Origin of the sequence: Nocardioides luteus, assembly GCF_014648595.1 — a bacterium.
Taxonomy (GTDB): domain Bacteria; phylum Actinomycetota; class Actinomycetes; order Propionibacteriales; family Nocardioidaceae; genus Nocardioides; species Nocardioides luteus.
In genome coordinates this window covers 12,427-35,050 of sequence record NZ_BMRK01000029.1, presented here as the reverse complement: position 1 = coordinate 35,050, position 22,624 = coordinate 12,427, and the positions used below count along the sequence as shown (strand labels likewise).

General features: G+C 70.5%; 19 protein-coding genes and 1 pseudogene. 6 read left to right on the top strand and 14 right to left on the bottom strand.

Annotated elements, in window-relative coordinates; all coding sequences use genetic code 11:
• From IEY81_RS23990 to IEY81_RS22580, 3 genes are all read right to left on the bottom strand, one after another.
• Window positions 1-790 (bottom strand): hypothetical protein (locus IEY81_RS23990; RefSeq protein WP_229788092.1); only part of this gene is annotated, 790 nt, incomplete at its 3' end.
• A gap of 75 nt (window positions 791-865) precedes the next feature.
• The gene (locus tag IEY81_RS22585) at window positions 866-1,552 is read right to left on the bottom strand and encodes a FadR/GntR family transcriptional regulator (RefSeq protein WP_229788091.1); all 687 of its coding nucleotides are present in this window, start codon (window positions 1,550-1,552) and stop codon (window positions 866-868) included.
• Entirely contained in the window at window positions 1,549-2,670 is a 1,122-nt protein-coding gene (locus tag IEY81_RS22580; protein WP_189120751.1) for an L-talarate/galactarate dehydratase, read from the bottom strand. Before IEY81_RS22580 ends, IEY81_RS22585 begins: the two co-directional genes overlap by 4 nt.
• A gap of 434 nt (window positions 2,671-3,104) precedes the next feature.
• Between IEY81_RS22580 and IEY81_RS22575 the strand changes: the two genes are divergently transcribed.
• A complete protein-coding gene (locus tag IEY81_RS22575; RefSeq protein WP_229788090.1) occupies window positions 3,105-3,911 on the top strand; it encodes an HNH endonuclease in 807 nt (268 codons plus the stop codon).
• Window positions 3,912-3,934: 23 nt separating this feature from the next.
• On the opposite strand, the gene araA is transcribed toward IEY81_RS22575, so the two are convergent.
• From araA to IEY81_RS22545, 6 genes are all read right to left on the bottom strand, one after another.
• Window positions 3,935-5,446, bottom strand: a complete 1,512-nt coding sequence (gene araA / locus IEY81_RS22570; protein ID WP_189120750.1) for an L-arabinose isomerase — start codon at window positions 5,444-5,446, stop codon at window positions 3,935-3,937.
• 13 nt (window positions 5,447-5,459) lie between these two features.
• The gene (locus tag IEY81_RS22565) at window positions 5,460-6,149 is read right to left on the bottom strand and encodes an L-ribulose-5-phosphate 4-epimerase (RefSeq protein WP_189120749.1); all 690 of its coding nucleotides are present in this window, start codon (window positions 6,147-6,149) and stop codon (window positions 5,460-5,462) included.
• Window positions 6,149-7,783, bottom strand: coding sequence for a xylulokinase (locus IEY81_RS22560; RefSeq protein WP_189120748.1), 1,635 nt, complete (start codon window positions 7,781-7,783; stop codon window positions 6,149-6,151). The genes IEY81_RS22565 and IEY81_RS22560 overlap by 1 nt, the downstream gene beginning before the upstream one ends.
• Window positions 7,784-7,891: 108 nt before the next feature.
• A complete protein-coding gene (locus IEY81_RS22555) occupies window positions 7,892-8,878 on the bottom strand; it encodes a LacI family DNA-binding transcriptional regulator (RefSeq protein ID WP_189120747.1) in 987 nt (328 codons plus the stop codon).
• 81 nt (window positions 8,879-8,959) lie between these two features.
• Entirely contained in the window at window positions 8,960-9,586 is a 627-nt protein-coding gene (locus IEY81_RS22550) for an endonuclease (protein ID WP_189120746.1), read from the bottom strand.
• 59 nt (window positions 9,587-9,645) lie between these two features.
• A complete protein-coding gene (locus IEY81_RS22545) occupies window positions 9,646-12,900 on the bottom strand; it encodes a BTAD domain-containing putative transcriptional regulator (RefSeq protein WP_189120745.1) in 3,255 nt (1,084 codons plus the stop codon).
• Between the two features lie 174 nt (window positions 12,901-13,074).
• Between IEY81_RS22545 and IEY81_RS22540 the strand changes: the two genes are divergently transcribed.
• A complete protein-coding gene (locus IEY81_RS22540; protein ID WP_189120744.1) occupies window positions 13,075-13,968 on the top strand; it encodes a C40 family peptidase in 894 nt (297 codons plus the stop codon).
• Between the two features lie 179 nt (window positions 13,969-14,147).
• The gene (locus IEY81_RS22535) at window positions 14,148-15,287 is read left to right on the top strand and encodes a glycosyltransferase (RefSeq protein ID WP_189120743.1); all 1,140 of its coding nucleotides are present in this window, start codon (window positions 14,148-14,150) and stop codon (window positions 15,285-15,287) included.
• Window position 15,288: 1 nt separating this feature from the next.
• On the opposite strand, the gene IEY81_RS22530 is transcribed toward IEY81_RS22535, so the two are convergent.
• The 4 genes from IEY81_RS22530 to IEY81_RS22515 are packed head-to-tail and all read right to left on the bottom strand — an operon-like array spanning window position 15,289 to window position 19,830.
• The gene (locus IEY81_RS22530) at window positions 15,289-16,608 is read right to left on the bottom strand and encodes a TIGR01777 family oxidoreductase (protein WP_189120742.1); all 1,320 of its coding nucleotides are present in this window, start codon (window positions 16,606-16,608) and stop codon (window positions 15,289-15,291) included.
• 40 nt (window positions 16,609-16,648) lie between these two features.
• The gene (locus IEY81_RS22525; protein ID WP_189120741.1) at window positions 16,649-17,428 is read right to left on the bottom strand and encodes an enoyl-CoA hydratase/isomerase family protein; all 780 of its coding nucleotides are present in this window, start codon (window positions 17,426-17,428) and stop codon (window positions 16,649-16,651) included.
• Entirely contained in the window at window positions 17,425-18,573 is a 1,149-nt protein-coding gene (locus IEY81_RS22520; RefSeq protein ID WP_189120740.1) for an acyl-CoA dehydrogenase family protein, read from the bottom strand. Before IEY81_RS22520 ends, IEY81_RS22525 begins: the two co-directional genes overlap by 4 nt.
• Before the next feature lie 33 nt (window positions 18,574-18,606).
• Complete coding sequence (locus tag IEY81_RS22515; RefSeq protein ID WP_189120739.1) at window positions 18,607-19,830, bottom strand: CaiB/BaiF CoA transferase family protein; 1,224 nt, start codon at window positions 19,828-19,830, stop codon at window positions 18,607-18,609.
• Between the two features lie 84 nt (window positions 19,831-19,914).
• Here IEY81_RS22515 and IEY81_RS22510 point away from each other — a divergent pair, with 84 nt between their 5' ends.
• The gene (locus tag IEY81_RS22510; protein WP_189120738.1) at window positions 19,915-20,832 is read left to right on the top strand and encodes a LysR family transcriptional regulator; all 918 of its coding nucleotides are present in this window, start codon (window positions 19,915-19,917) and stop codon (window positions 20,830-20,832) included.
• A 15-nt stretch (window positions 20,833-20,847) separates the two neighbouring features.
• Here the strand turns inward: IEY81_RS22510 and IEY81_RS22505 are convergent, their stop codons facing one another.
• Entirely contained in the window at window positions 20,848-21,768 is a 921-nt protein-coding gene (locus tag IEY81_RS22505; RefSeq protein WP_229788089.1) for an acyl-CoA thioesterase, read from the bottom strand.
• A 202-nt stretch (window positions 21,769-21,970) separates the two neighbouring features.
• Between IEY81_RS22505 and IEY81_RS24635 the strand changes: the two are divergent.
• Window positions 21,971-22,090, top strand: a pseudogene (locus IEY81_RS24635) (SDR family NAD(P)-dependent oxidoreductase); the annotation flags it as partial.
• A 79-nt stretch (window positions 22,091-22,169) separates the two neighbouring features.
• Window positions 22,170-22,610, top strand: a complete 441-nt coding sequence (locus IEY81_RS22500; RefSeq protein WP_373292249.1) for an SDR family oxidoreductase — start codon at window positions 22,170-22,172, stop codon at window positions 22,608-22,610.
• Window positions 22,611-22,624 lie beyond the last annotated feature (14 nt).

Sequence of the window (22,624 nt, the reverse complement as noted above, 5' to 3'; positions counted from 1 at the left end):
CGGGCAGCCACGAGGGCAGCTTCTTCGGCCACGGCATCTCGGTGGTCGCCGTATCATTAAAAAACCAGCGCTGCGGCCAGCCGCCGTCACCGACGCCTCCGCTGATCTGGGCGTCGGTGATGAAGCCGATGACCCTCTCCAGCGACCGATCGAAGTCGCGGTCACGCGGGTCGATCAGGTGCAGTCGCAGGATCAGCTGGCCGGCGGTCGAGGTGGCCGCGTCGTCGAAGGTCGAGTTGTCGTAGAGGTGCTGGAACTCCTCGAGCCGCCAGCCGTTGATGCCGATCGACTCGTACCAGCGGCGCAGCGACCTCGGGCCCGCGAAGTCGTGGATGTAGTTCCAGCCGCCCTCGGGACGCTGGGCGCGGACCAGGGCCCGGCCGGTGCGCCGCGCGGCGTCGAGGAAGCGCTGCTCGCCGGTGGCGACGTACGCGTCGAGCAGGGCGTGCCCGACGGTCGGGGTGCCCGGCGGCTGCACCCAGCACATGGTGCGCCGGGCCTCCATCTCGCCCCAGGTCAGGGACAGGTCGGGGCGGTAGCTCCAGACGTAGGCGCCCTGGTAGGAGACGGTCTCGTCCATGTACGTCGCGGCGCGGAGCATCGCGTCGCGGACGGTGTCGGCGGAGGTCGCTGTCGATGTCGCTGTCGCTGTCGAGGCCGAGGCGGGGGTGGTGAGTCCGGCGGCGACGCCGGTGGTGGCGCCGAGGAGCGGGCCGGCGGCGGCCGCCTGGACGAGACGGCGGCGGGTCAGAGTCGAGCTCGGTGGGGATTTCTTCGCAGGTCGATTCATCCCTCAATCGTGACGTGGCTCACACTCGGGCAGCCAATACCGATGCAGACTCGAACGATGCCCGCCGAGGCAACATCATCCCTGCTGGAGACGCCTGCGGGTGCTGCCCAGATGCACCCGCATCGCGGCCCGCGCAGTGTCCGCGTCGCCGGCGAGGATGGCCTCGGCGATGTTGTCGTGCTCGCGCTGCACGCGCTCGACGTGGAGGGCGTCGACGTGGGAGTAGGTCTCGCTCAGCTGCGTACGCGGCAGCATGATCATCATCGGCCCGAGCGAGTCCATCAGGTCGAGGTAGAAGCGGTTGCCGGTCGCCGCGGCGACCGCGCGGTGGAAGGCGAAGTCGGCCTCGACCGCCTCGTCGGGGTGGGCGGTGGCGAGCGCCTCGCGCGCCTCCTCGATGGAGCGCGCGGTCTCCTCGTCGAGCTCCCTGGCGGCCAGGGCTGCCGCCTCGCACTCCACCCCGAGGCGGAAGTCGACCATGTCGAGCACGTCGTGCTGCGTACGGATTGCGGAGGACTCCAGCGCGAACGGCGACGGCGCCGGCACCGCCAGCACGAAGGACCCACGACCCTGGAAGGTCTCGACCAGGCCCTCGGCGCGCAGCCGCGTGATCGCCTCCCGCGCGACGGTCCGCGAGACGCCGTACGTCGCGACCAGGTCGGACTCCGAGGGCAGCTTGGCGCCCGGCGCGAGGTCCCCGGAGAGGATCTGGTCCTTGATCCCGGAGACGACGCGGTCGGCCAGCCCGCTGCTCATGGTCATGCGGAGAACTTAGCGGTCTCCACCGTGAGCCGGCGCATCTGGTCGCTGAGCGTGAAACCCAGGCCGGGACGCTCGGGCACCCACATCCGGCCGTCGCGGATGTCGATGCGCTCCTCGAAGAGCGGGTTGAGCCACTCGAAGTGCTCGACCCAGGGCTCGGTCGGGTAGGCGGCTGCGAGGTGGAGGTGGATCTCCATCGCGTAGTGCGGGGCGAGCGCCAGCCCGGCATGGGCGGCGAGCGTGGCGAACTTCAGGAACGGCGTGATCCCACCGATGCGCGGCGCGTCCGGCTGCACGATGCCGCGGTAGCCCGCGTCGACCAGCGCCATGTGCTCCGGCACCGAGGTCAGCATTTCGCCGGTCGCGATCGGGGTGTCGAAGGTACGCGACAGGTCGGCGTGCCCCACCGCGTCCCAGGCGTCGAGCGGCTCCTCGATCCAGACCAGGTCGAACTGCTCCAGCTCGCGACACATCCTCCTGGCGCGGGCACGGTCCCACTGCTGGTTGGCGTCGACCATCAGCGGGGTCTCGCCGAGGTGTTCACGAATGGCTTCCACCCGACGGAGGTCCTCGGCCCAGTCCGGCTGCCCCACCTTGATCTTGATCCCACCGATCCCCGCCGCGAGCGAGGCCGTGGCCTTCTCCTTGATCTCCTCGACGCTCGCCTGGAGGAAGCCTCCCGAGGTGTTGTAGACCCGGCACGAGTCGCGGTGGGCGCCGAGGAGCTTGGCCAGCGGAAGGTCCGCACGCCGCGCCTTGAGGTCATAGAGGGCCACGTCGAGGGCCGCGACGGCCTGCGTCGCCACCCCGCTGCGCCCCACCGACGCCCCCGCCCACATCAGCGACTCGTAGATCTTGGCGATGTCGGACGGGTCCTGCCCGACCGCCACCTCGGCGATCTCCTTCAAGTGTGCATACTGCGCCGGCCCACCCGCGCGCTTCGAATAGCTGAACCCCATCCCCTCATGCCCCTGCTCCGTGGTGACCTCCACGAAGAGCAGCACCGTCTCCGTCAGCGGCTTCTGCCGCCCCGTCAGGACCTTCGCGTCGCTCACGGGGGTGTCTAGCGGGAGGACGACGTGGGAGAGGGTGAGTGAGGTGATCTTGTCGGCGGGCAATGGGGGCTCCTGGGGTTGCTTGTATGACAGGTTGGCAACTTATCCGATGTGTGGGGTTGGCGTCCATAGCCGTCGCCGGAGGTCGAGCCCGCCTCCGGCGGTCGAGCTCGTCGAGACCACGCGCGTGCGGACATCGCTAAGCGACTGTGCTTTTCGCTCCCGGGTTCGCCGCCGACCCGATCTCTGAGTGTCTCTCGATCACGCGCCGCGTCAAGGACGCCCTACGGGCGCCGCTTGCGCGGTGGCCTTCGGCCATCCTTGACTCGGCACCCGATCGAGAAAAGATCCCGCCAATATCGGGGCGGCGGCGAGGAGTGTGGCGCGGGCTCACGAGGCTTCGAAAGAGCCGACGTTGGGGTAAGTAGGGACCCCTCGCCCACGCTGGTCGAGCCGCCGGAGCCCCTGGGCGGAGCGCGTCGAGACCAACACAGTCCGTGCCCGCGGACGACCGCCCTGAGCCCGGACACCGGAGGTCGAGCTTGTCGAGACCCCCATCGTCGACACACCAACCCACAGCACCAGACACCATGACTTGGCTGGGTGCCCTGCTTCCGGTCAAAGACGGCGTCGCGGTCTTCGCCGCCCTCGACCAGGCCGCCAAGACAGCCCAAGCCGCCGGCGACCAACGCACAAGGGGCCAGGTCATGGCCGACACCCTCGTCGACCGCCTCACCGGCCGCGAGACCGGCGCGAAACCGAAGACCGAGGTCAAGATCGTCATGACCGCCGACTCACTCACCAACAACGCCGACCAGCCCGCGATGGTTGAGGGCTACGGCCCCGTCCCATCCGCCTGGGCACGCGACGCTCTGAACGACGCCGAAGTGTTCATTCGCCGCCTCCTCACCGACCCCACCGGCCAACTCATCGCCATGGAGTCACGGTCACGAAAGGCACCAGACGGGCTGGCCGAGTTCATCGCCACCCGTGACGGAGCAATCTGCCGCACCAACGGCTGCGACGCGCCGATCCGCAACATCGACCACATCAAACGTCACACAGAAGGCGGCAACACGAGCGCCGAGAATCTCCAAGGCTTGTGCGAAAGATGCAATCAGGCGAAGGAGTCGCTCGGCTGGCAAGCAAGACCAGAACCCGACGGCAGCATCACCACTATCACCCCGACGGGACATAACTACACCAGCCCACCTCCCGAGACCTGGCGACCAGCCCCGCCACCACTCTCACCAGCAGAGCGCAAGCTCCGCCGCGTACTCCTGGAACACACCCTCGCCGCCTGAGGCGGCGAGGGCACGCACCAGACTCAGAGACCCTGCGCCACCCGGTAGAAGACCTGGTTCCAGCGCACCTGGTCGGCGAAGCCACGACGGGTGGTGGACTCGTCGATGACCAGGAGCTCGGTGCGGGCGATGTCGGCGAAGACCTCGAAGGCCTCGATGCCGGCTGCGGTGGACATGACGGTGTGGTGGGCGCCGCCGGCGGTGAGCCAGGACTCGGCGGAGGTGGCGAAGTCGGGGCGGGGGGACCACACGGCGCGGGCGACGGGGAGGTTGGGCAGCTCCTGGGTGGGGGCGACCACGTCGACGACGTTGGCGGTGAGGCGGAAGCGGTCGCGCATGTCGGCCAGGGAGACGACGACGGCACCCTCGGTGGGGTCGGCGTCGAAGACCATCCTGACCGGGTCCTCGCGGTCACCGATGCCGAGCGGGTGGATCTCGACGCGCGGCTTGGAGGTGGTCAGGGAGGGGCAGATCTCGAGCATGTGCGCTCCGAGGATCAGCTCGGCTCCCGGGGTGAGGTCGTAGGTGTAGTCCTCCATGAGCGAGGCACCACCGGGAAGACCCTCCCCCATCACCTTGGCGGCGCGCACCAGGACGGCGGTCTTCCAGTCACCCTCGGCGCCGAAGCCGTAGCCCTTGCCCATGAGCCGCTGTACGGCGAGGCCGGGGAGCTGGCGCAGACCGCCGAGGTCCTCGAAGTTGGTGGTGAACGCCATCGCGTCGCGCTCGGTCAGGAACGCCTCCATGGCGATCTCCTGGCGGGCGGCGTAGCGCAGGGAGTCGTGGCGCTCGCCGCCACGGCGGAGCTCGGGTACGACGTCGTAGAGGTCCTCGTACTCGGCGACGAGCGCGTCGACGGCAGACTCGGAGACCGCCTCGACAGCAGCGACGAGGTCGTTGACGCCCCAGGTGTTGACGGATACGCCGAAGCGCAGCTCGGCCTCGGTCTTGTCGCCCTCGGTGACCGCGACGTTGCGCATGTTGTCGCCGAAGCGGACGAGGTTGAGGCCGTGGGTGGCGTCCCAGCCGGCTGCACCGCGCACCCAGGTGCCGACGCGGCGGGTGACGGCGGGGTTGGAGACGTGGCCGACGACCGTGGTGCGGGCGACGCCGAGGCGGGTCGCGATGTAGGCGTACTCCCGGTCACCGTGGGCGGCCTGGTTGAGGTTCATGAAGTCCATGTCGATCTCCGACCAGGGGAGCTCGACGTTGGCCTGCGTGTGCAGGTGAAGGAGCGGCTTCTGCAGCGCGTCCAGCCCGGAGATCCACATCTTGGCCGGGCTGAAGGTGTGCATCCAGGTGATGACGCCGAGGACGTTGTCGTCGGAGTTCGCCTCGAGCATGGCGCGGCGGATGGACGCGGAGTCCTTCAGGACGGGCTTCCACACGACCTTCGCCGGTACGTCGGAGGAGGCGTCCAGGGCTCGGGCGACCTCCTGGGACTGCTCGGCCACCTGGCGCAGGGTCTCCTCGCCGTAGAGGTCCTGGCTGCCGGTGAAGAACCAGACCTCGCGGTCGGCGTATGGCTTGCTCATGTGGGGGTCCTTTTCAGTGCTGGCCGTAGACGAACTGGTAGCGGTCGTGCAGGGAGTCGATGTGGCTCTGGTCGATCGGCAGCGGCTGGCCGAGCTGGCGCGAGATGTGCACGGTGCGCGCGACCTCCTCGCACATCACCGCCGCCTTCACCGCGGCACGGCCGTCCTTGCCGATGGTGAACGGGCCGTGGTTCTGCATCAGCACCGCCGGACTGCGCGACTCCCGCAGCGTCGCCACGATGCCGCGACCGATCGAGTCGTCGCCGATGATCGCGAACGGCCCGACCGGGATCGGCCCGCCGAACTCGTCGGCCATCATGGTGAGCACGCAGGGGATCTCCTCCCCGCGCGCGGCCCAGGCGGTGGCGTAGGTCGAGTGGGTATGGACCACTCCCCCGACCTCCGGCATGTTGGCATAGACGTACGCATGGGCAGCCGTGTCCGAGGACGGCGACCGGTCGCCCTCGACGAGATTGCCGGCCAGGTCGCACACGACCATCGCCTCGGCGGTGATGTCCTCGTAGGCGACACCGGAGGGCTTGATGACCAGCAGGTCCTCGCCGTCGGGGTTGACCACCCGCTCGGAGACGTTGCCGGCGGTCCACACGACCAGCTCCCAGCGGGGCAGCTCGGCGTGCAGCGCGGCGACGCGCTCCTTGGTGGCGTCGACGGCTTCGCGAAGCGCGGCGGGTACGCCCGTCATCACTGCTCTCCTTCTTCAGCGGCACCGGCCCCGGTGTCGAGCGCGGCCACGGCGGCGCGCTCGATCTCCAGGCCGGCCTCATAGCGGTCGAGGTAGGTCTTGAACCCGGCGAGGTCGGCGGCATCCGGCTCGACGACCTCGAGGTCGATGTCGCCGAAGACGCGCTCGGCGAGATAGGCGCTCAGGGCGAGATCGCGCTCGGTCTCGACCGCCCGGGCGTACGCAGCGAGCACCGCGATCCCCCAGGACCCGCCCTCTCCGGCGGTGCGGCCGACCGCGACCGGCGCACCGATGGCCGCGGCGAGCAGCCGCTGCGCGACGCCGGCGGTGCGGAACAGGCCACCGTGGGCGAACATCGCGTCGATCTCGACACCCTGCTCGGCGAGCACGCGCATGCCGAGGGCGAGGGTGCCGAAGACGCCGTAGACCTGGGCGCGGGCGAACCCGGCGAGGTCGAGTCGGCTGCCGGGAGTGCGTACGAAGAGCGGGCGGCCCTCGTCGAGGCCGGTGATCGGCTCACCTGCCAGGTAGTTGTAGGCCAGCAGGCCGCCGCCATCGGGCGAGCCCTTCAGCGCGGCGGTGAGCAGGGCACCGAAGACCGCGTCGGAGTCGCTGGGAAGGCCGAGCGCGGCGGCGAACTCACCGAAGACCCCGGCCCAGGCGTCGAGCTCGCTGGCGCCGTTGTTGCAGTGCACCATCGCGACCGGGTCGCCCGATGGCGTGGTGACGATGTCGATGGCGTGGTGGACGGTGGCCAGCGGCTCCTCGAGCACCACCATCGCAAAGATCGAGGTGCCGGCGCTGACGTTGCCGGTGCGCTGGGCGACCGAGTTGGTGGCGACCATGCCGGTGCCGGCGTCACCCTCGGGCGGGCACAGCAGGATGCCGGGACGGATCGTGCCGGTCGGGTCGAGCAGCGCGGCGCCCTCGGTGGTGAGCCGGCCGGCGTCGGTGCCGGCGGGGACGACCTCCGGCAGCAGCGCCTCGACCTTCAGGCCCGGACGCTTGGCCTCGACCAGACCGGCGAGCTGCTCGAGCATGCGCGCGTCGTACGTCCCGGTGGCGGCGTCGATCGGGAAGACCCCGGAGGCGTCGCCGACGCCGAGCACGTGCCGCCCGGTCAGGGCGCGGTGGACGTAGCCGGCGAGCGTGGTCAGGGAGGCGATCCGCGGCAGGTGGGGCTCGTCGTCGAGGATCGCCTGGTAGAGGTGGGCGACCGACCAGCGCAGCGGGATGTTGGTGCCGAAGGTCTCGGTCAGCTCCTCGGCGGCGACGGCGGTGTTGGTGTTGCGCCAGGTGCGGAACGGCACCAGCAGCTCGCCGGCCTCGTCGAAGGCGAGGTAGCCGTGCATCATCGCCGAGACACCGATCGACCCGAAGGTCGTCGGCCGGGTGCCATAGCGGCGCTCGACCTCGTCACTCAGGGCGGCGACCGCTCCCTGCACCCCGGCCCAGACGGCCTCGAGCGAGTAGGTCCACAGGCCGTCGACGAGCTCGTTCTCCCACAGGTGGGAGCCGGTGGCGATCGTCGAGTGGTCGGGCCCGATCAGGCACGCCTTGATGTTGGTGGAACCCAGCTCGATGCCGAGCGCGGTCCGGTCGAGGTCAGGCAGGTCGCCTGCTCGCTGCGTCATCACGGCTCCGTTTCTGCCCGGCGGCTCGGGGTGGGGATCGAAACGATGTGAACGCTAACATACGGACGCGGTTCCTGCCGCTGTTCCCTGCTGCGTTCCCGGGCCCGGCTAGCCGCCCGAGCGCGGCGCCGCCGAGTCGCGTACGACCAGCTCGGGCGCCAGCAGCGGCGGCACCTCGACGGACCCGTGGTCGATCGCCTTGGTGGCGACCTCGACCGCGAGCGCGCCCAGCGGCTCGAAGTCCTGGCGGACCGTGGTCAGCGGCGGCCACAGGTAGGCAGCGTCGGGGACGTCGTCGAAGCCGACCACGCTCACGTCCTGAGGGACCCGGCGGCCGGCCTCGTGCAGCGCCCGGATCACGCCGAGCGCCATCGAGTCGTTGGCCGCGAAGACCGCGGTGACCGACGGGTCGCGGGCGAGCTCGGCACCGGCCTCGTAGCCGCTCCGGCTCGACCAGTCACCGAAGATCTCGGGCCCGCGGTCGACGCCGGCGTCCTGCAGGGCGCCGAGCCATCCCTCTCGCCGCTGGCGCGCGTCGATCCAGCCGACCGGACCGGCCACGTGGGCGATGGTGCGGTGGCCGAGGTCGAGCAGGTACTTCGTGGCCAGCTCGGCACCGGCGTACTGGTCGATCCCCACCGATCGCACGCCTGCCGGCGGGTCGCTGTGGATCATCACGACCTCGACCGTGGAGGCGAGCTGGACGACCAGGTCCTCGAACGACTGGTGGGAGACGCCGAGCAGCACCGCCTCGACCGCGTCGTCGAGCAACGCCTCGATCGCCCGCTCCGCCGAGGCCGCCTCCAGGTGCGGCACCGGGCTCAGGATGATGTCGTAGCCGGCCTTCTGACCGGCCTGGTGCACCGAGGCGGCGAGCATGCTCGGACCGTAGAGGTGGGGCTGGGAGTAGAGCAGCCCGAGACGTCCGGAGCGGCGCATGACCAGCGCCCGTGCCGACTTGTTGCGCCGGTAGCCGAGCTCCTCGATCGCGGCCAGCACCCGGTCGCGGGTGTCGCCGCGCACCGCGTCGGAGCCGTTGACCACCCTGGACACGGTCTGGTGCGACACCCCGGCCAGGGCTGCCACATCCGCCATGCTCGGCGCATTCTTCGACTCCCCGCGAACCATGCGGTGATCCTAAGCGGGAACACGGCACACGGGAGGGACTAGCCCGGTCTAAAGTCCCGGAAGGCCGTGTCGCACCCGGGTGAGCGCGGCCGCCAGCGGCGCGCAGCGGCCGTCGGGGACCAGCTCGGCGAGCTCGTCGGGATCGTCGGGCAGGGCCAGGTCACGGGCCTGTTCGAGCAGCGGGTCGTCGAGGAACGGCGACAGCTCCGGCCACACGTCCTGCACCTCGCGACAGAAGATCCGGGCGCCCACCGGACCGATCCGCGGCGAGTCGGCGAGGGCGTCGATCAGCGCGTCGGCGTCGTCGCGAGACGCCGGCCGGAGGTTGCGGAGGTCGCCGCGGTGGTTCTCCAGCAGCCAGTGGGCCTGCTCCTCGAGCTTGGTCGCGGTGCTCTCGTCATAGCGGCGGTAGTGGCCCCGGCCCAGAGCGTCGACGCGCTGCTGCCAGGTCGAGTCGAGCAGCCGCTGGGGCGTACGCCAGCCGGCCTTGGAGAGCTCGCGTGACGCGGCGACCGCGATGTCGGTCGTGATCCGGGTCGAGGACAGCATCGTCAGGACGAGCAGCCGGTAGAGCGGCGACGGCTTGTCGCGGAGCCGGATCCCGGCCTCCTCCGCGTACGTCGTGCCGCCGGCGTCCAGCAGACGCCGCATGGTCTCGCGCTCCCGTCTGCTCATCTTCTGGACGTACCCGCGGCGAGTCCGGCCCATGCACATCAGCCATGGCGGGCCTTGGTTCAGGCCTGTCCTGACTCCGTGATCACCCGGACAGAGGCTCGCACCTGCTGAACCAGTTGCAGAGCGTCATATTCGACTGCCCCGAAGCCGCGCTCGCGAGCCAAGCCCAGTGCCCGGCCCGCGTGCTCCGAGGCCGACAGGGTGTCGCCGGCAGCGGCGAACGTGGTCCCGAGGGCAAGGAGACCTCGGGCCGCGAGGAAACGATAGGAGTGGCCGTGCGCGATCGTGGCGGCGCGGGTCAACGCATCCTGAGCGTCGACGATATCGCCGTTGGCGAAGAGTGCTTCGCCGAGGGTGCAGAGGGTCATGGCACGAGCTCGCACGTCGTGCACCTGGGTGGCGAGCTCATGAGCCCGCTGAGCCAGTCTCAACGCCGTTTCCTCGCGACCCCCATCACGTGCCAGATGGCTCATCTCGTCCAGGGTGGAGAGCTCGCCACGCACATCGCCGCGGAGCCTGAACCCCAGGAGCGCGGCATCGAGGTGGCGGGTCGCCTCGTCGGTCGCCCCTTGTCTGCGGAGTGCACAGGCGAGGTTCCCCCGGATCGTCAATGCGGCTCGTTCGCGTCCTGCGGCGACGCTCGCGTCGAGGGCGGCCCGGAGGTGGGCCTCGGCATCATGCCAGCGCCCGCGATCGAGCATGACCATCCCGATCGCGTTTCGCGCAGCGGCCGCCACCAGGGCTTCACCGTCATGCTCGGGTGCGCTTAGAACGCGGCGAAGCCAACCCTCGGCCGCGTCGAGGTCACCGAGCTCGTAGTGGACCCAGCCGACGTTGTGCTGTAGGTACGCAGCGGCGGCGTCCCATTCGCTGTCCTCGGCGAGGCGAAGCGCCACGAGGGTGTCGTCCAGCCCCTCCGCATCTTGTCCTCCAGCACCTCGCAACTGTCCTCGACACATGAACATCGCCGCCCGTGCGCGGTCGTCGCCAGCGCGGTCCAGGGCATGGAATCCAGCCTCGACGACGCGGCTCCACCCTTGAGCGTGACGACGTGCCATGAAGTAGCCGCGCAGCTGATCGGCGATGCGCCAGGCGAACGAGGCGTGGCGTTCGCTCCGGCTCGCCCGCTCGGCAAGCGCCACCAGCACGCCCACCTCGGCGTCGAGCCATGCCACGGCTTCGTCCTCGGCGCCCGGCGGTCTGCCCGCTCCCAGGGATGAACCGAGACGTACGGTCGCTGGAAACGCCTGGTCCATCGCCTCCGTCACCCGGGACGTGTAGACGACCAGCAGCCGCGCGAGGGCATCGTCCCGGTCCTCATGGCCGTCTGCCTCCACGAGCTGCTGGGCGTAGAGCAGCAGGAGGTCGTGGTAGCGAAAGCGGTCCGGTGCGTACTGCAACAGCATGCTGGCGTCGAGAAGCTCGTCCAGGAGCGTTTCGACCGTGACGTCGTCCTCGCCGGTCAGCGCGCACGCTGTTCGGGTGTCGAAGTCCTCTCCCGGGTGGATCGAACAGAGCCTAAAGGCTCGCTGTGCTGCGCTGCTCAAGTCCTCGTAGCCGGCCTGAAAGCTCGCGATGATGTCGGTCGTGCCATCACGCAGCTGGGCGAGACGTTGAGAGTTGTCGCGCAGGCGGCGCACCAGGTCGGACATCCTCCATGCCGGCCGCGTCGCCAAGCGTGCTGTCGCCAGGCCGAGGGCGAGCGGCAGATGGCCGCAGACGCGCGCCAGCTCCTTCGCCTCCTCGCTTTCGTTCGCAACCCCGCGGTCATCGGGCAAAGCGGTGGCAATCATCTCCAACGACTCGGCGGTCGTCAGGGGCTCCAATGTCACTCGAACGCTGGTCGCCAGGCCTCGAAGGGCACGGCGACCAGTGATGATCGCGTCGCTGGCACCGGAGCCCGGCAGCAACGGCCTCACCTGGGCCTCGTCCGCGACGTTGTCGAGCACGATCAGAATCCTCCGATCGGCGAGCTGGGTGCGAAGGAGCGCGGCGGACTCGTCCACATCGTCACCGATCCGATGCGACGGCACCCCGAGTGCGCGTAGGAAGCGATTCACCACGACCAACGGCGAGGTGCGCGCCGACGATGCACCGCGCAGGTCGGCGTAGAGCTGTCCGTCCGGATATCGGTCGCGGAGCCTGTGAGCCACCACATGCGTCCACGCCGTCTTGCCGACGCCTGCTGGACCATGCACCACGACCGTTCTCGACACGGTCCGGTCCGAGCCGTGGTCACGGTCCAAGGCCGCCACGACACGGGCGATCTGCTCTTCGCGACCAACGAAACCCGGGGAGGCGGCGGGCACCTGCTGAGGCATCGTCGGCGATGTCGCGGCATCGGGCCGTCGCTGCCGCAGAACCGAGAGGTGTGCCTCGCGCAGGCGCTCGGACGGGTCGATGCCCAAGCTCTCCCGCAGACCCAGCCTGATGCGCTCGAAGCACTCCAGTGCCTCGGCTTGGCGCCCGGACGCGGCGAGGGTGTCGATCAGTTCGACGTGGAGAGGCTCGTGCAGCTCCATCGCAGAGGCCATTCGCTGCAGCGGCCGCAACGCCCGCTCGGCCTGACCGAGGTCTCGTGCCAACTTCGCGAATCGACTCACGGCGCTGACGCATTCATCCGTGATGGCCGCCAGAATCGGATGGCTGCCCAGCTCGGCGACGTCCAGTTCGCCACGCCACAGTCCGATGGCGCGATCCAGCAGCGCGAGTGCGATCTCCGGTTCGGCGGAGCGAGACTGGTCTACCAGCAGACGGAACCGGACAAGATCGAGTTGATCGGACGTCGTGACGAGCCGGTAGCCCGATGGGGCCGCAACGATCAGACGCTCCCCCAGGGGCTCGATCAGACGTCGCAATCGGGAGATCTTGGCCGGCATCAGCCGGCGGGGGTCGCGGTGTGAGGTACTCTCCTGCAGCACGTTGGCAAGCTCCTCACGGTCGACCGTCTCCGGGGAGCTCAGCGCTAGACGTGCGAGCAGGACGCGCTGCGTACGCCCGATCGAGACCGGCACTCCGCCTCGCGAGACCTCGAGCGGCCCCAGCACGTTGACCTGCACAGGGGCATCGACTGGCGCCGCGGGGGCGGCCTCGACCTTGGCGCGCGCTTCCGCAACGAGAGAGTTCAGCACGTCGTCGTCGGACGCGTCCAGATCGAGCGCAGCGGCGATCGCGCGCACGGACGCGGCCCGTGGACGAAGGCTGCGACCCTGCTCGATGTCCCTGATCAGCGCGGTGCTGAGACCTGCGAGCCCGGCGAGCTCATGCTGAGTCAGACCGCTTCTCGTTCGTCGGTCCCGCAGGAACGCGCCCAACGGGGTGGTGCTCCGTGCGGAGCGAGATGCTGCCCCGCGACGAGCGGCAGGCGCCGGACGGCCACTCGGCGAACTCCCGGAAATCGTCACCCGGCCATTCTGGCAACGCGCAGCCGCCGCCACGTGCAAAGTACGGGAATCGCGCCGACACACCTCTCTCCTAGCGTCGCGGTGGTGGCTGCTGGATGGAAGCAGCCGGTCGAAATGAGAGAGATTCCCATGAACGCAACACTTGGACGGATGCCGTCCCGGACAGCCGCGAGACTGAGGCTCTACGTGGCCGCAGTCGGCGCGGCGCTGATGGTGGTGACCCTCGTCCTGGGCGCCGCGACTCCTGCCCTGGCCTGGCCGGCACAGATCTCCGGCAACACTTCGTTGGACGTGGGCGAGCGCCTGGTATCGCCCAACGGGCGGTTCCAGCTATCGATGCAGGACAACGGCAACCTCGTCCTCAGGCGGGTCTCGGACGCCAAGATCCTCTGGCACCCCAACGCAGACGGGCTGGGTGCGGTCAAGCTCAAGGTCAGCGCCAGCGGCAACGCCGTTCTCTACCAGAGCGATGGCGACATCGTCTGGGCCAGCGGCACGACCCGATGGGCCGGCGGCACCGTCCTGTACGTCAGCGATTCGGGCAACCTGGTGCTCCGCAAGGACAACGGCACCGTCGTCTGGCGAGTCGGGACCGACCCTGCCGTTCATGGTGTCGAGGCGATGATCGAGTACGCCACGGCGCAGATCGGTGCGCCGTATGACCTTGGTAGTCACGGACCGACCTACTTCGACTGCTCGGGCCTGACCTACAAGGCCATGCAGGCGGGCGGCTTCGACATCGGCGGCCACAAGTCAGCGCACTCTCAGTACACCAGCTACGCGGGCATCCCCTGGGGGGACAGGCGGCGTGGTGACCTGCTGTTCTACGACTGGGAAGGCGATGGTCACGTGGACCACGTCGGCACCTACCTCGGTGGCGGACAGATGATCCACACCTGGGAGGTCGGCACACCGCTGCAGGTGACGAACCTGTGGACGAGCGACCACATGCCCAAGGTCGCCCGACCGTTCGTTTGATCGACCTGGGTCAACTCGGATGTGTGCCTGGCGTCCCTGCGCCAGGCACACACCCATGTCCAGCCAGCCTGAGCCAACGTCGGGTCGGCCCGGGCACATACAGTCGTCCACCATGACGCGACTTGCGCTGACATCTATTCAGTAGAACGTGACGCGAGAGCAAAGGAACGGAGGCTGGGATGCGCGTACTGCTGTCGACCTACGGATCACGAGGAGACGTCGAGCCGCTGGTGGCGCTGGCGGTGCAGCTGCAGCGACGCGATGCGGAGGTGCGGATGTGCGCGCCGCCGGACGAGGAGTTCGTCGAGCTGCTGGCGCGCACGGGCGTGCCGCACGTGCCGTTTCTCAAGCCGTGGCGGTCGTGGGAGCGGCCGCCGACGCCCGAGGAGCGTCACCAGCGGGTGACCGACTTCATCGCCGCGCAGTACGACACGGTGGCCGAGGCCGCGGTGGGCTGCGACCTGGTCGTGGCGACCGCGATGTCCCAGTTCGTGGCGCCCTCGGTAGCCGAGCGGCTGGGCGTGCCCTACCACTACGTGCTGTTCTGCCCGGACGTCGTCGACGGACTCGACGGGCAGACGTACACCGCGTTGTTCAAGGAGCCGCTCGACGCCCACCGCACCTCGATCGGGCTGGCGCCTGTCGAGGACGTCAGCGAGCTGATGTTCACCCGGCGGCCGCTGCTCGCGGCCGACCCGGTCCTCGGGCCGTGGCACCGTACGTCTGGTCTCGACGCCGTGCAGACGGGCGCCTGGATGCTCGACGACGGCCGTCCGCTCCCCGACGACCTGGTCGCCTTCATCGAGCGCGGCCCCGAGCCCGTCTACGTCGGGTTCGGGAGCATGCGCACGGTCGGCGAGAAGAGCGCACGGGTCGCGGTCGAGGCCGTCCGAGCGCAGGGGCGGCGGGTGCTCATCGGCCGGGGCTGGGCGGGTCTGGACGTCGTCGACGGTCGCGAGGACTACTTCGTCGTCGGCGAGGTCAACCATCAGCGGCTCTTCGGCCGGGTCGCCGCCGTCGTCCACCACGGTGGCGCCGGCACCACGACCACGGCCTACCGAGCCGGCGCCCCGCAGGTGATCGTGCCGCAGGGTGGCGACCAGGCCTACTGGGCGGGCCGGGTGGCCGACCTCGGCATCGGCACCGCCCACGACGGCGCGGAGGCGACGGTCGAGTCGCTCTCGGTCGCGCTCGAAGCAGCGCTGGAGCCGAAGGTACGCGCACGAGCCGCTGCTGCGATGGCCGGCCCGATGGCCGCCCAGGCGTGGGTCGACGGTGCGGCGCGGGCGGCGGATCTGCTGCTCACGGGTCAGGACTGAGTCAGCGGCCGAGGACGTGGCGCAGCGCGGCCTCCAACGTCGCGTGGCGGAACTCGTGCTGGATCCCGAGAGCAGCCGGCTCGACCCGCTGGCTGGCCAGCGCGACCTCCTCGGCGCCCTCGTCGCCGAGCAGGATGCGGGGCCCGAAGGCGGGCGTGGGCAGGAGCGCGGGCCGGTGCAGGACGCGGGCGAGGATCGTGGCGTAGTCGCGGCCGGTGACCGGCTCGGGCGCGACCGCGTTGACCGGCCCGACCAGCGTCTCGTCGAGGAGCGCACGGTGGTAGATGTCGACGAGGTCGTCGATGCCGATCCAGCTCAGCCACTGCTCACCGCCGCCGAGTGGGCCGCCCAGCCCGGCCGCGAAGAGCGGACGCTGGACCCGCAGCGCTCCCCCGGCCGGTGTCTGCACGATCCCGGTCCGGACCTGGACAACCCGCGGCCCGTCCACCCGGGTCGCCGCCTCCCAGTCGGCGACGACGTCGGCGAGGAAGCCGGTGCCTGCTGCCGAGGACTCGGTCAGCACCTCGTCGCCGCGGTCGGCGCCGTAGAACCCGATCCCGGAGGCGCTGACGAAGGTGGGTACGCCACAACGGGCCGCCGTCTCGGCCAGCAGCCGCGTCGGCTCGATGCGGGAGTCGTGGATCGCGGCCTTGTGCGCCGCGGAGAAGCGGCCCGCGATCGAGGCACCGGCGAGATGGACGACCGCGTCGACGCCGTCGAGGAGGTCAGGCGCCGGCGAGGAGGTGTCCCAACGACGCTCCTCAGGCCCCGAGGGCGCGTGCCTGACCAGCCGGATGACCCGGTGACCACCGGTGGTGAGCAGCGGGACCAGCGCGCGCCCGACGGTCCCGCTGGCACCGGTGACAGCGACGGTGAGAGATCTGCCCGCTGCGTACGGCCTGCGGTGGGTGACCAGGTCGGCGCTCAGCTGAGCGTGGCGGTAGCCGAGCATCCGGTCGACCGTGCCGCCCGGCACGTTGGTCTCGATCCGGTCGGTGACGAGCGTCCGGTCGCCGTCGGCGGTGAACTGGTGGCTGTGGGTCCACGACAGCGGTCGCAAGGAAGCCAGCCGGTCGGTGAACAGCCGCGGCGGGTCGTAGCCGGCCGGGTCGTGGCGGGCCTTCCAGACCACCCCGGGAGCCAGTGACAGCAGCGCTGTCCCGTCGGCGAGATCGGTCGCCTCCTGCTTCACCGAGCCCGGCATCCACGGCGGCATCAGCCGGTGGATCGCTCCGGGGCGGCGGTGCCACTCGAAGACCTCCTCGATCGGCGCGGCAACGGGAGTCGTGAGTGAGTGGACCCGGACCAGGCGCGACGTCATGCCTAAGCGTCGCTCGAATCGAGCCGGCGGACAAGCCTTCTCAGGCGCTGATGAAGTCGGGACGACGCCGTTCCAGGAAGGCGGCGCGGCCCTCGGCGAACTGCGGACCGGCGAGCAGCTCGACCTGGAGATCGGCCTCGGCGGCGAGCACGGCGTCGAGGCTCTGGTCGGCCTGGCCGAGGATGCGCCGGGTGCCGGCCAGCATCGGCGCGGAGAGCCGGGCCATCCGCGTCGCCATCTCGACGGCGTGGTCCAGAGCGGTGCCGTCGTCGACGAGGGTCTCCACCGCTCCGATCCGCTCGGCCTCGACGGCATCGAAGGTGCGTACGGTCAGCAGGAGCTCCCGTGCCCGGGACTGCCCCACGCGCCGCGGCAGCGTGTGGGCGAGTCCGCTGTCGGGGCCGAGGCCGATCTTGCCGAAGGAGGTCGAGAAGGTCGCCGACCGTCCGGCCACCACCAGGTCGCAGGCGGCGGCGAGCGCCAGCCCGAGCCCGTACGCCCCGCCCTCGACGGCAGCGACGACCGGCCGCTCGCCACCCACGAGCTGGCGCACCACCGCGTTGACGACCTCGAGCCGTTGCCGGGCGACGTCGCGGTCCTGCGACATCGAGCGGATGTCGCCGCCTGCGGAGAACACAGAGCCCCCACCGGTCAGCACGATCGCCCGCGCCTCCCGGTCGGCGTCGCGCAGCGCCTCGAGCAGGTCGACCCGGTCGGCGAGGTCGAGCGCGTTGCGACGCTCGGGACGGTCGAGGGTGAGGATGCGGACGTGACCGCGGTCCTCGACGCGGACCGCCCCGGCACGCGTCTCCTCGCTCATCCCTGGAACTCCTTGACCATCTGCTTGGCGATGATCAGCTTCTGGATCTCGCTGGTGCCCTCGTAGAGACGGAACAGCCGGGCGTCGCGGTAGAACCGCTCGACGGGGACCTCGCGCATGTAGCCGAGCCCGCCGTGGATCTGCACGGCGCGGTCGGCGATCCGGTCGACCGCCTCGGTGCAGAAGAGCTTGCACAGCGAGGGCGCCGTGCGGCGGTCCCTGCCGTCGTCCCAGCTGCGGGCGGCCTCGAGGACGATCGCACGCCCCGCGTACGCCTCGGTGCGGCTCTCGGCGAGCATCGCCTGGATCAGCTGGAACTCGGCCAGCTTCTGCCCGCCCTGACCGTTGGTGGTGGCGTGACGCAGGCTCTCGTCGATCAGCCGGTCGGCCAGGCCGACGGTGAGCGCCGCGATGTGCAGCCGCCCCTTGGCCAGCGAGCGCATCGCCGCCGAGAAGCCCTCGCCCTCGACCTCGCCGACGAGGTTCTGGGCGGGCACCCGGACGTTGTCGAGGAAGATCTCCGAGGTCACCGCACCGCGCTGGCCCATCTTGTGGTCGCGCGGGCCGACGGTGACGCCGGGGGTGTCCGTCGGCACCACGAAGACCGAGATGTTGCGGGCGCCCTCGCTGAGGTCGCCCGTGCGCGCGAAGACCATGAGCAGGTCGGCCCAGATCGCGTTGGTGATGAAGCGCTTCTGCCCGTTCAGGACGTACTCGTCGCCCTCGCGCACCGCCCGGGTGCGCAGGCCGCTCGGGTCGGAGCCGGCCTCGGGCTCGGTGAGCGCGAAGGAGGCGACGAGCTCACCGCTGGCCAGCCCGGGGAGGTACTCCTGCTTCTGCCGCTCGGTGCCGCAGTTCACCAGCACCTGGCCGGCGATGCCGTTGTTGGTGCCGAACATCGAGCGGAACGAGGGCGTGGTCCAGCCGAGCTCCATGGCCAGCCGGACCTCCTCCGACATGGTGAAGCCGAGGCCGCCGTACTCCTCCGGGATGGCATAGCCGAACAGCCCCATGGCCGCGGCCTGCTGCCTGAGCCGGTCGGGGATCTGGTCGGTCTCCTCGATCTCGTCCTCGGCGGTGACGACCTCCTTGCGGACGAACGCGCGGATGGCGTCGAGGATCGAGGTGAACTCGTCGGGCTCCATGGTGCTGCTCCTTCGTGCGGGCGGATCGGGAGATCAGGAAGTGGGGACGGGTACGTCCACGGGCCGGCCGACCACACCGCCGGCCGCCAGCCGGTCGATCGCGTCGGTGTCCAGGCCGAGCTCGGCGAGCACGGCGTCGGTGTGGGCGCCGAGCTCGGGGACCGGCCCCATCGGCAGCTCGACGTCGCGGAACGTCATCGGCGGGAGTACGCCGCGGACCGGTCCCGCGGGCGTCTCGACGTCGCGCCAGCGGTCGCGCCCGGTGAGCTGCGGGTGGTCGACGAGGCCGGACATGTCGTTGATCTGCGCGGCCGGGACCCCGGCCGCGGCGAGGCGGGCGTCGAGGTCGGCGGTGGTGAAGCCGCGAGTGTGCTCGGCGACGACCGCGTCGCAGGCGCTCCGGTTGGCGACCCGCAGCGGGTTGGTGGACAGCAGCGGATGGTCGACGAGGTCGGGACGGCCGAAGACGTCGCTCACCAGCGCGCGCCAGCCGCGGTCGTTCTGGACGCCGATCAGGATCTCGCCGTCGGCGGTCGGGAAGGCGTCGTAGGGCGCGATCGAGGCGTGGCTGAGCCCCATCCGCGGCACCTGGCGGCCGCCGTACATCTGCATGTACATCGGGTGGCCGAGCCACTCCACGGTCGCGTCGAACATCGAGATGTCGACCACGCCACCCTTCCCGGTGCGCTCGCGGCGGAAGAGGGCCGCGACGATCGCCTGGCTGGTGTAGAGACCGGCGGCGATGTCGGAGCTCGGCACGCCGGTCTTGGTCGGGGTCTCCGGGGTGCCGGTGACCGAAATCAGGCCGGCCTCGGCCTGGATCAGCATGTCGTAGGCCTTGCGGTCGCGCAGCGGGCCGCCGGTGCCGTAGCCGGAGATGCCGGCGACGACGAGGCGCGGGTGGCGCTCGGCGAGCTCCTCGGCGCCCAGGCCGAGCCGCTCGGCGGCGCCGGGTGCGGCGTTCTGCAGGAAGACGTCGGCGGTCGCGACCAGCTCCCGCGCGAGCTCGGCGCCCTCGGGCGACTTCAGGTCGAGGGCCACCGACTCCTTGCCGCGGTTGAGCCAGACGAAGTGGGAGGCGAGGCCGTGCACCGCGTGGTCGTAGTTGCGGGCGAAGTCACCCTCGCCCACCCGTTCCAGCTTGATGACGCGGGCACCGAGGTCCGCGAGGTGGCGGGTGGCGAGCGGGGCTGCGACGGCCTGCTCGAGGGCGACCACGGTGATGCCCTCCAGCGGCAGCAGGTCGTTGTCGGTCATGGAAGAAAGCATGTCGTGACTTCTTATGCGCGTCCAATACCTAATCCTTGTCCGATTGTTCCGACTGGTGCAAGAATTTTCCCTATGGACCTGCACCACCTCGAGGCCTTCCTGGCCGTGGCCGAGGAGCTCCACTTCGGCCGGGCCGCCGAGCGGCTCCACATCGCCCAGCCGCCGCTGAGCCGCACCATCAAGCAGCTCGAGCGCGACCTCGGCGCACAGCTCTTCGACCGCACCACCCGCAGCGTCCGGCTGACCACGGCCGGCGAGGCCCTCGTCCGCCCCGCGCAGGACGTCCTCGAGGGCATGCGCACCGCGCGCCGGGCGGTCCGTTCGGCCGGCCGCGGCGAGACCGGCCGGGTCCGGATCGGCTTCGCCGGCCCGTCCTCCCACGTGCTTGTCGGCAAGCTCGGCCGGGTCGTGCGCGAGCAACACCCTGGGATCGAGCTGATGCTGCAGAGCACGACCTACAACTACGAGGCGCTGCGGCAGCTGCAGGACGGCGAGCTCGACCTGGCCATCGCGCGCTGGCGGATCGAGCCGCAGGGCCTGGACCACCGGGTGATCGCCGTCGAGAGGTACGTCCTGGCAGTGCCCGCCGGCCACCGGCTGGCCGGTCGCGAGGAGGTCAGCATGGCGGAGTGCCGCGACGAGGCGTTCGTCGCGCTGCCCGCCGATCCGGGCTCCAGCGTGCGCGACGCGTTCATCGACACCGCCTCGCAGGCCGGGTTCGCGCCCAACATCGTGCAGACCGCGCCGGACACCTGGACCGCGGTCGCGCTGGTCGCGGCGGGGGTAGGGCTCACGTTCACGCTCGACACCGCGCTCGCCAACGTCGTCCAGACCGGCATCGAGCTGGTCGCGATCAGCGAGTGCGAGCGTCCGACGTTCCAGCAGATCGCCTGGCGCCAGGACGACCGGAGCCCGGCGCTGCAGGCGGTTCTGCGCGCCTCCGAGGAGGCGCTGCCGACACCTGACCTACCCTCGGAGCCGGGCGCCTGAGGCGACGCTTGAAGGTCAGCCGGCCGGCGGCGCCTTGACCAGACCGACCTGCGAAGCGGTCGCGACGTGGCGGCCGGCCGCGTCGAAGACCTCGCCGACGCCGTGGGCGCGGCCGTGGGCGATCGACTCCACCCGGCAGTCGAACTGGTGCCAGTCGCCGAGGTCCGAGGGGGCATGGAACGTCAGCGCGTGGGTGAGGCTGAGGATGCGCGACCCGGGCAGGTGCCGGGCCGAGCCCAGCGCCAGGAACGACGGCTCGAGGACGCTCATGTCGGTGACGTACGCGACCAGCGCGGCGCGCACGACCGGATCCTCGGGCAGCGGGCCGGTGGTCTTGAGGAAGGTGGTCTGCCGGTCTCCCGGCTCGCCGGGCGCGACATAGGGCGGCTTCACCGCGTGGCGGAAGTGGACCGGCCGCTCCAGCCGCCACCACGGCGGCACCCGGTCGTCGCCACGGAACCGCTCGCCGACATCCGGCAGAGTGTCCGGGTCCGGCGCGGTCACCGGCCGGACCGCGGTGTAGGACGGCAGGTCGGCGCGCGTCGTCGCCCACCGGGTGACCGCGGAGAAGAGCTCCTCCCCCGCGTCGTCGAGCAGCCGGCTGCGGCGGGTCGCCAGCGACGGCGCGTCCGAGACGGCCGTGACCTCCCAGCGCAGCGGCCGGTCGGTCGGCACACCGCCGACGAAGTCGGCCTGCAGGCTGACCACCCGCTGGTCCGCACCGACACCTCGACCGGCGGCGACCAGCGCCTGGGCGAGGAGGAGGCCGCCGAAGATCCGGTCGGCGGGCTGCGTCTGCGGCTGGCCGACCCAGTGGGCGACCCGCGTTGAGGGGTCGTCGGGCCTGCCCTCGGCACGCTTCAGGTCGAGCAGCTCGAGCATCTCCTCGAGAGTCACGGCAGCACGGGCGTCGGCAGCAGGGGAGGCAGTGTCCACGAGCTCATTGTGCCGCCGTTTGTCGTCACTTTCGATATCTGTCTCGATCTATTGATGCGCATCAGTCAATAGTGAGCGGCGGAAGAAGTATTGGATCTGAGCGCACGCCTGGCGGCAGGCTGGGGCCACTGAAGATCCCGGAGAGCCGGCGCAACGTGATCGCCACGCAGACGGTGGCGCACGACCAGAAGGGAAACGACGAATGAAACTTCTCACGAACAAGACCGCGGTCATCACCGGAGGTGCTCAGGGCATCGGCCTCGCCGTCGCCGCGCGCTTCGTGGCGGAGGGCGCGAAGGTGGTGATCGCCGATCTCGACGGCGCCGCCGCAGAGGCCGCTGCCAAAGAGCTCGGCATCGAGGTCGCCACGGGCGTGGCCACGCGACGCGACGATGCGGAAGATGACCGAGGACCAGTTCGACCAGGTCATCGCGGTCCATCTCAAGGGCTGCTGGCACGGCACCCGCCTGGCCGCGGCTCGGATGCGCGAGCAGAAGTCGGGCGCGATCGTGAACATCTCCTCGATCTCCGGCAAGGTCGGCATGATCGGCCAGACCAACTACTCCGCGGCCAAGGCCGGCATCGTCGGTCGCACCAAGGCCGCCGCCAAGGAGATGGCCCACCACGGCGTCCGGGTCAACGCGATCCAGCCCGGGCTGATCCGCTCGGCGATGACCGAGGCGATGCCGCAGCGCATCTGGGACGAGAAGATGGCCGAGATCCCGATGGGCCGCGCCGGTGAGCCGGACGAGATCGCCAACGTCGCGCTCTTCTACGCCTCCTCGCTCTCCTCCTACATGACCGGCACCGTCTCCGAGGTGACCGGCGGACGGTACATGTGACCCGGCAGCCCCGC

Coding starts and splice junctions, on each gene's coding strand:
- IEY81_RS22530 (WP_189120742.1), bottom strand. CDS start 16,608: ATGACGTCGCGCCTGGTCCGGGTCCACTCACTCACGACTCCCGTTGCC.
- IEY81_RS22520 (WP_189120740.1), bottom strand. CDS start 18,573: ATGGAGCCCGACGAGTTCACCTCGATCCTCGACGCCATCCGCGCGTTC.
- araA (WP_189120750.1), bottom strand. CDS start 5,446: ATGAGCAAGCCATACGCCGACCGCGAGGTCTGGTTCTTCACCGGCAGC.
- IEY81_RS22555 (WP_189120747.1), bottom strand. CDS start 8,878: ATGGCGGATGTGGCAGCCCTGGCCGGGGTGTCGCACCAGACCGTGTCC.
- IEY81_RS22525 (WP_189120741.1), bottom strand. CDS start 17,428: ATGAGCGAGGAGACGCGTGCCGGGGCGGTCCGCGTCGAGGACCGCGGT.
- IEY81_RS22510 (WP_189120738.1), top strand. CDS start 19,915: ATGGACCTGCACCACCTCGAGGCCTTCCTGGCCGTGGCCGAGGAGCTC.
- IEY81_RS22560 (WP_189120748.1), bottom strand. CDS start 7,783: ATGACGCAGCGAGCAGGCGACCTGCCTGACCTCGACCGGACCGCGCTC.
- IEY81_RS22535 (WP_189120743.1), top strand. CDS start 14,148: ATGCGCGTACTGCTGTCGACCTACGGATCACGAGGAGACGTCGAGCCG.
- IEY81_RS22500 (WP_373292249.1), top strand. CDS start 22,170: ATGACCGAGGACCAGTTCGACCAGGTCATCGCGGTCCATCTCAAGGGC.
- IEY81_RS22515 (WP_189120739.1), bottom strand. CDS start 19,830: ATGACCGACAACGACCTGCTGCCGCTGGAGGGCATCACCGTGGTCGCC.
- IEY81_RS22585 (WP_229788091.1), bottom strand. CDS start 1,552: ATGACCATGAGCAGCGGGCTGGCCGACCGCGTCGTCTCCGGGATCAAG.
- IEY81_RS22550 (WP_189120746.1), bottom strand. CDS start 9,586: ATGAGCAGACGGGAGCGCGAGACCATGCGGCGTCTGCTGGACGCCGGC.
- IEY81_RS22565 (WP_189120749.1), bottom strand. CDS start 6,149: ATGACGGGCGTACCCGCCGCGCTTCGCGAAGCCGTCGACGCCACCAAG.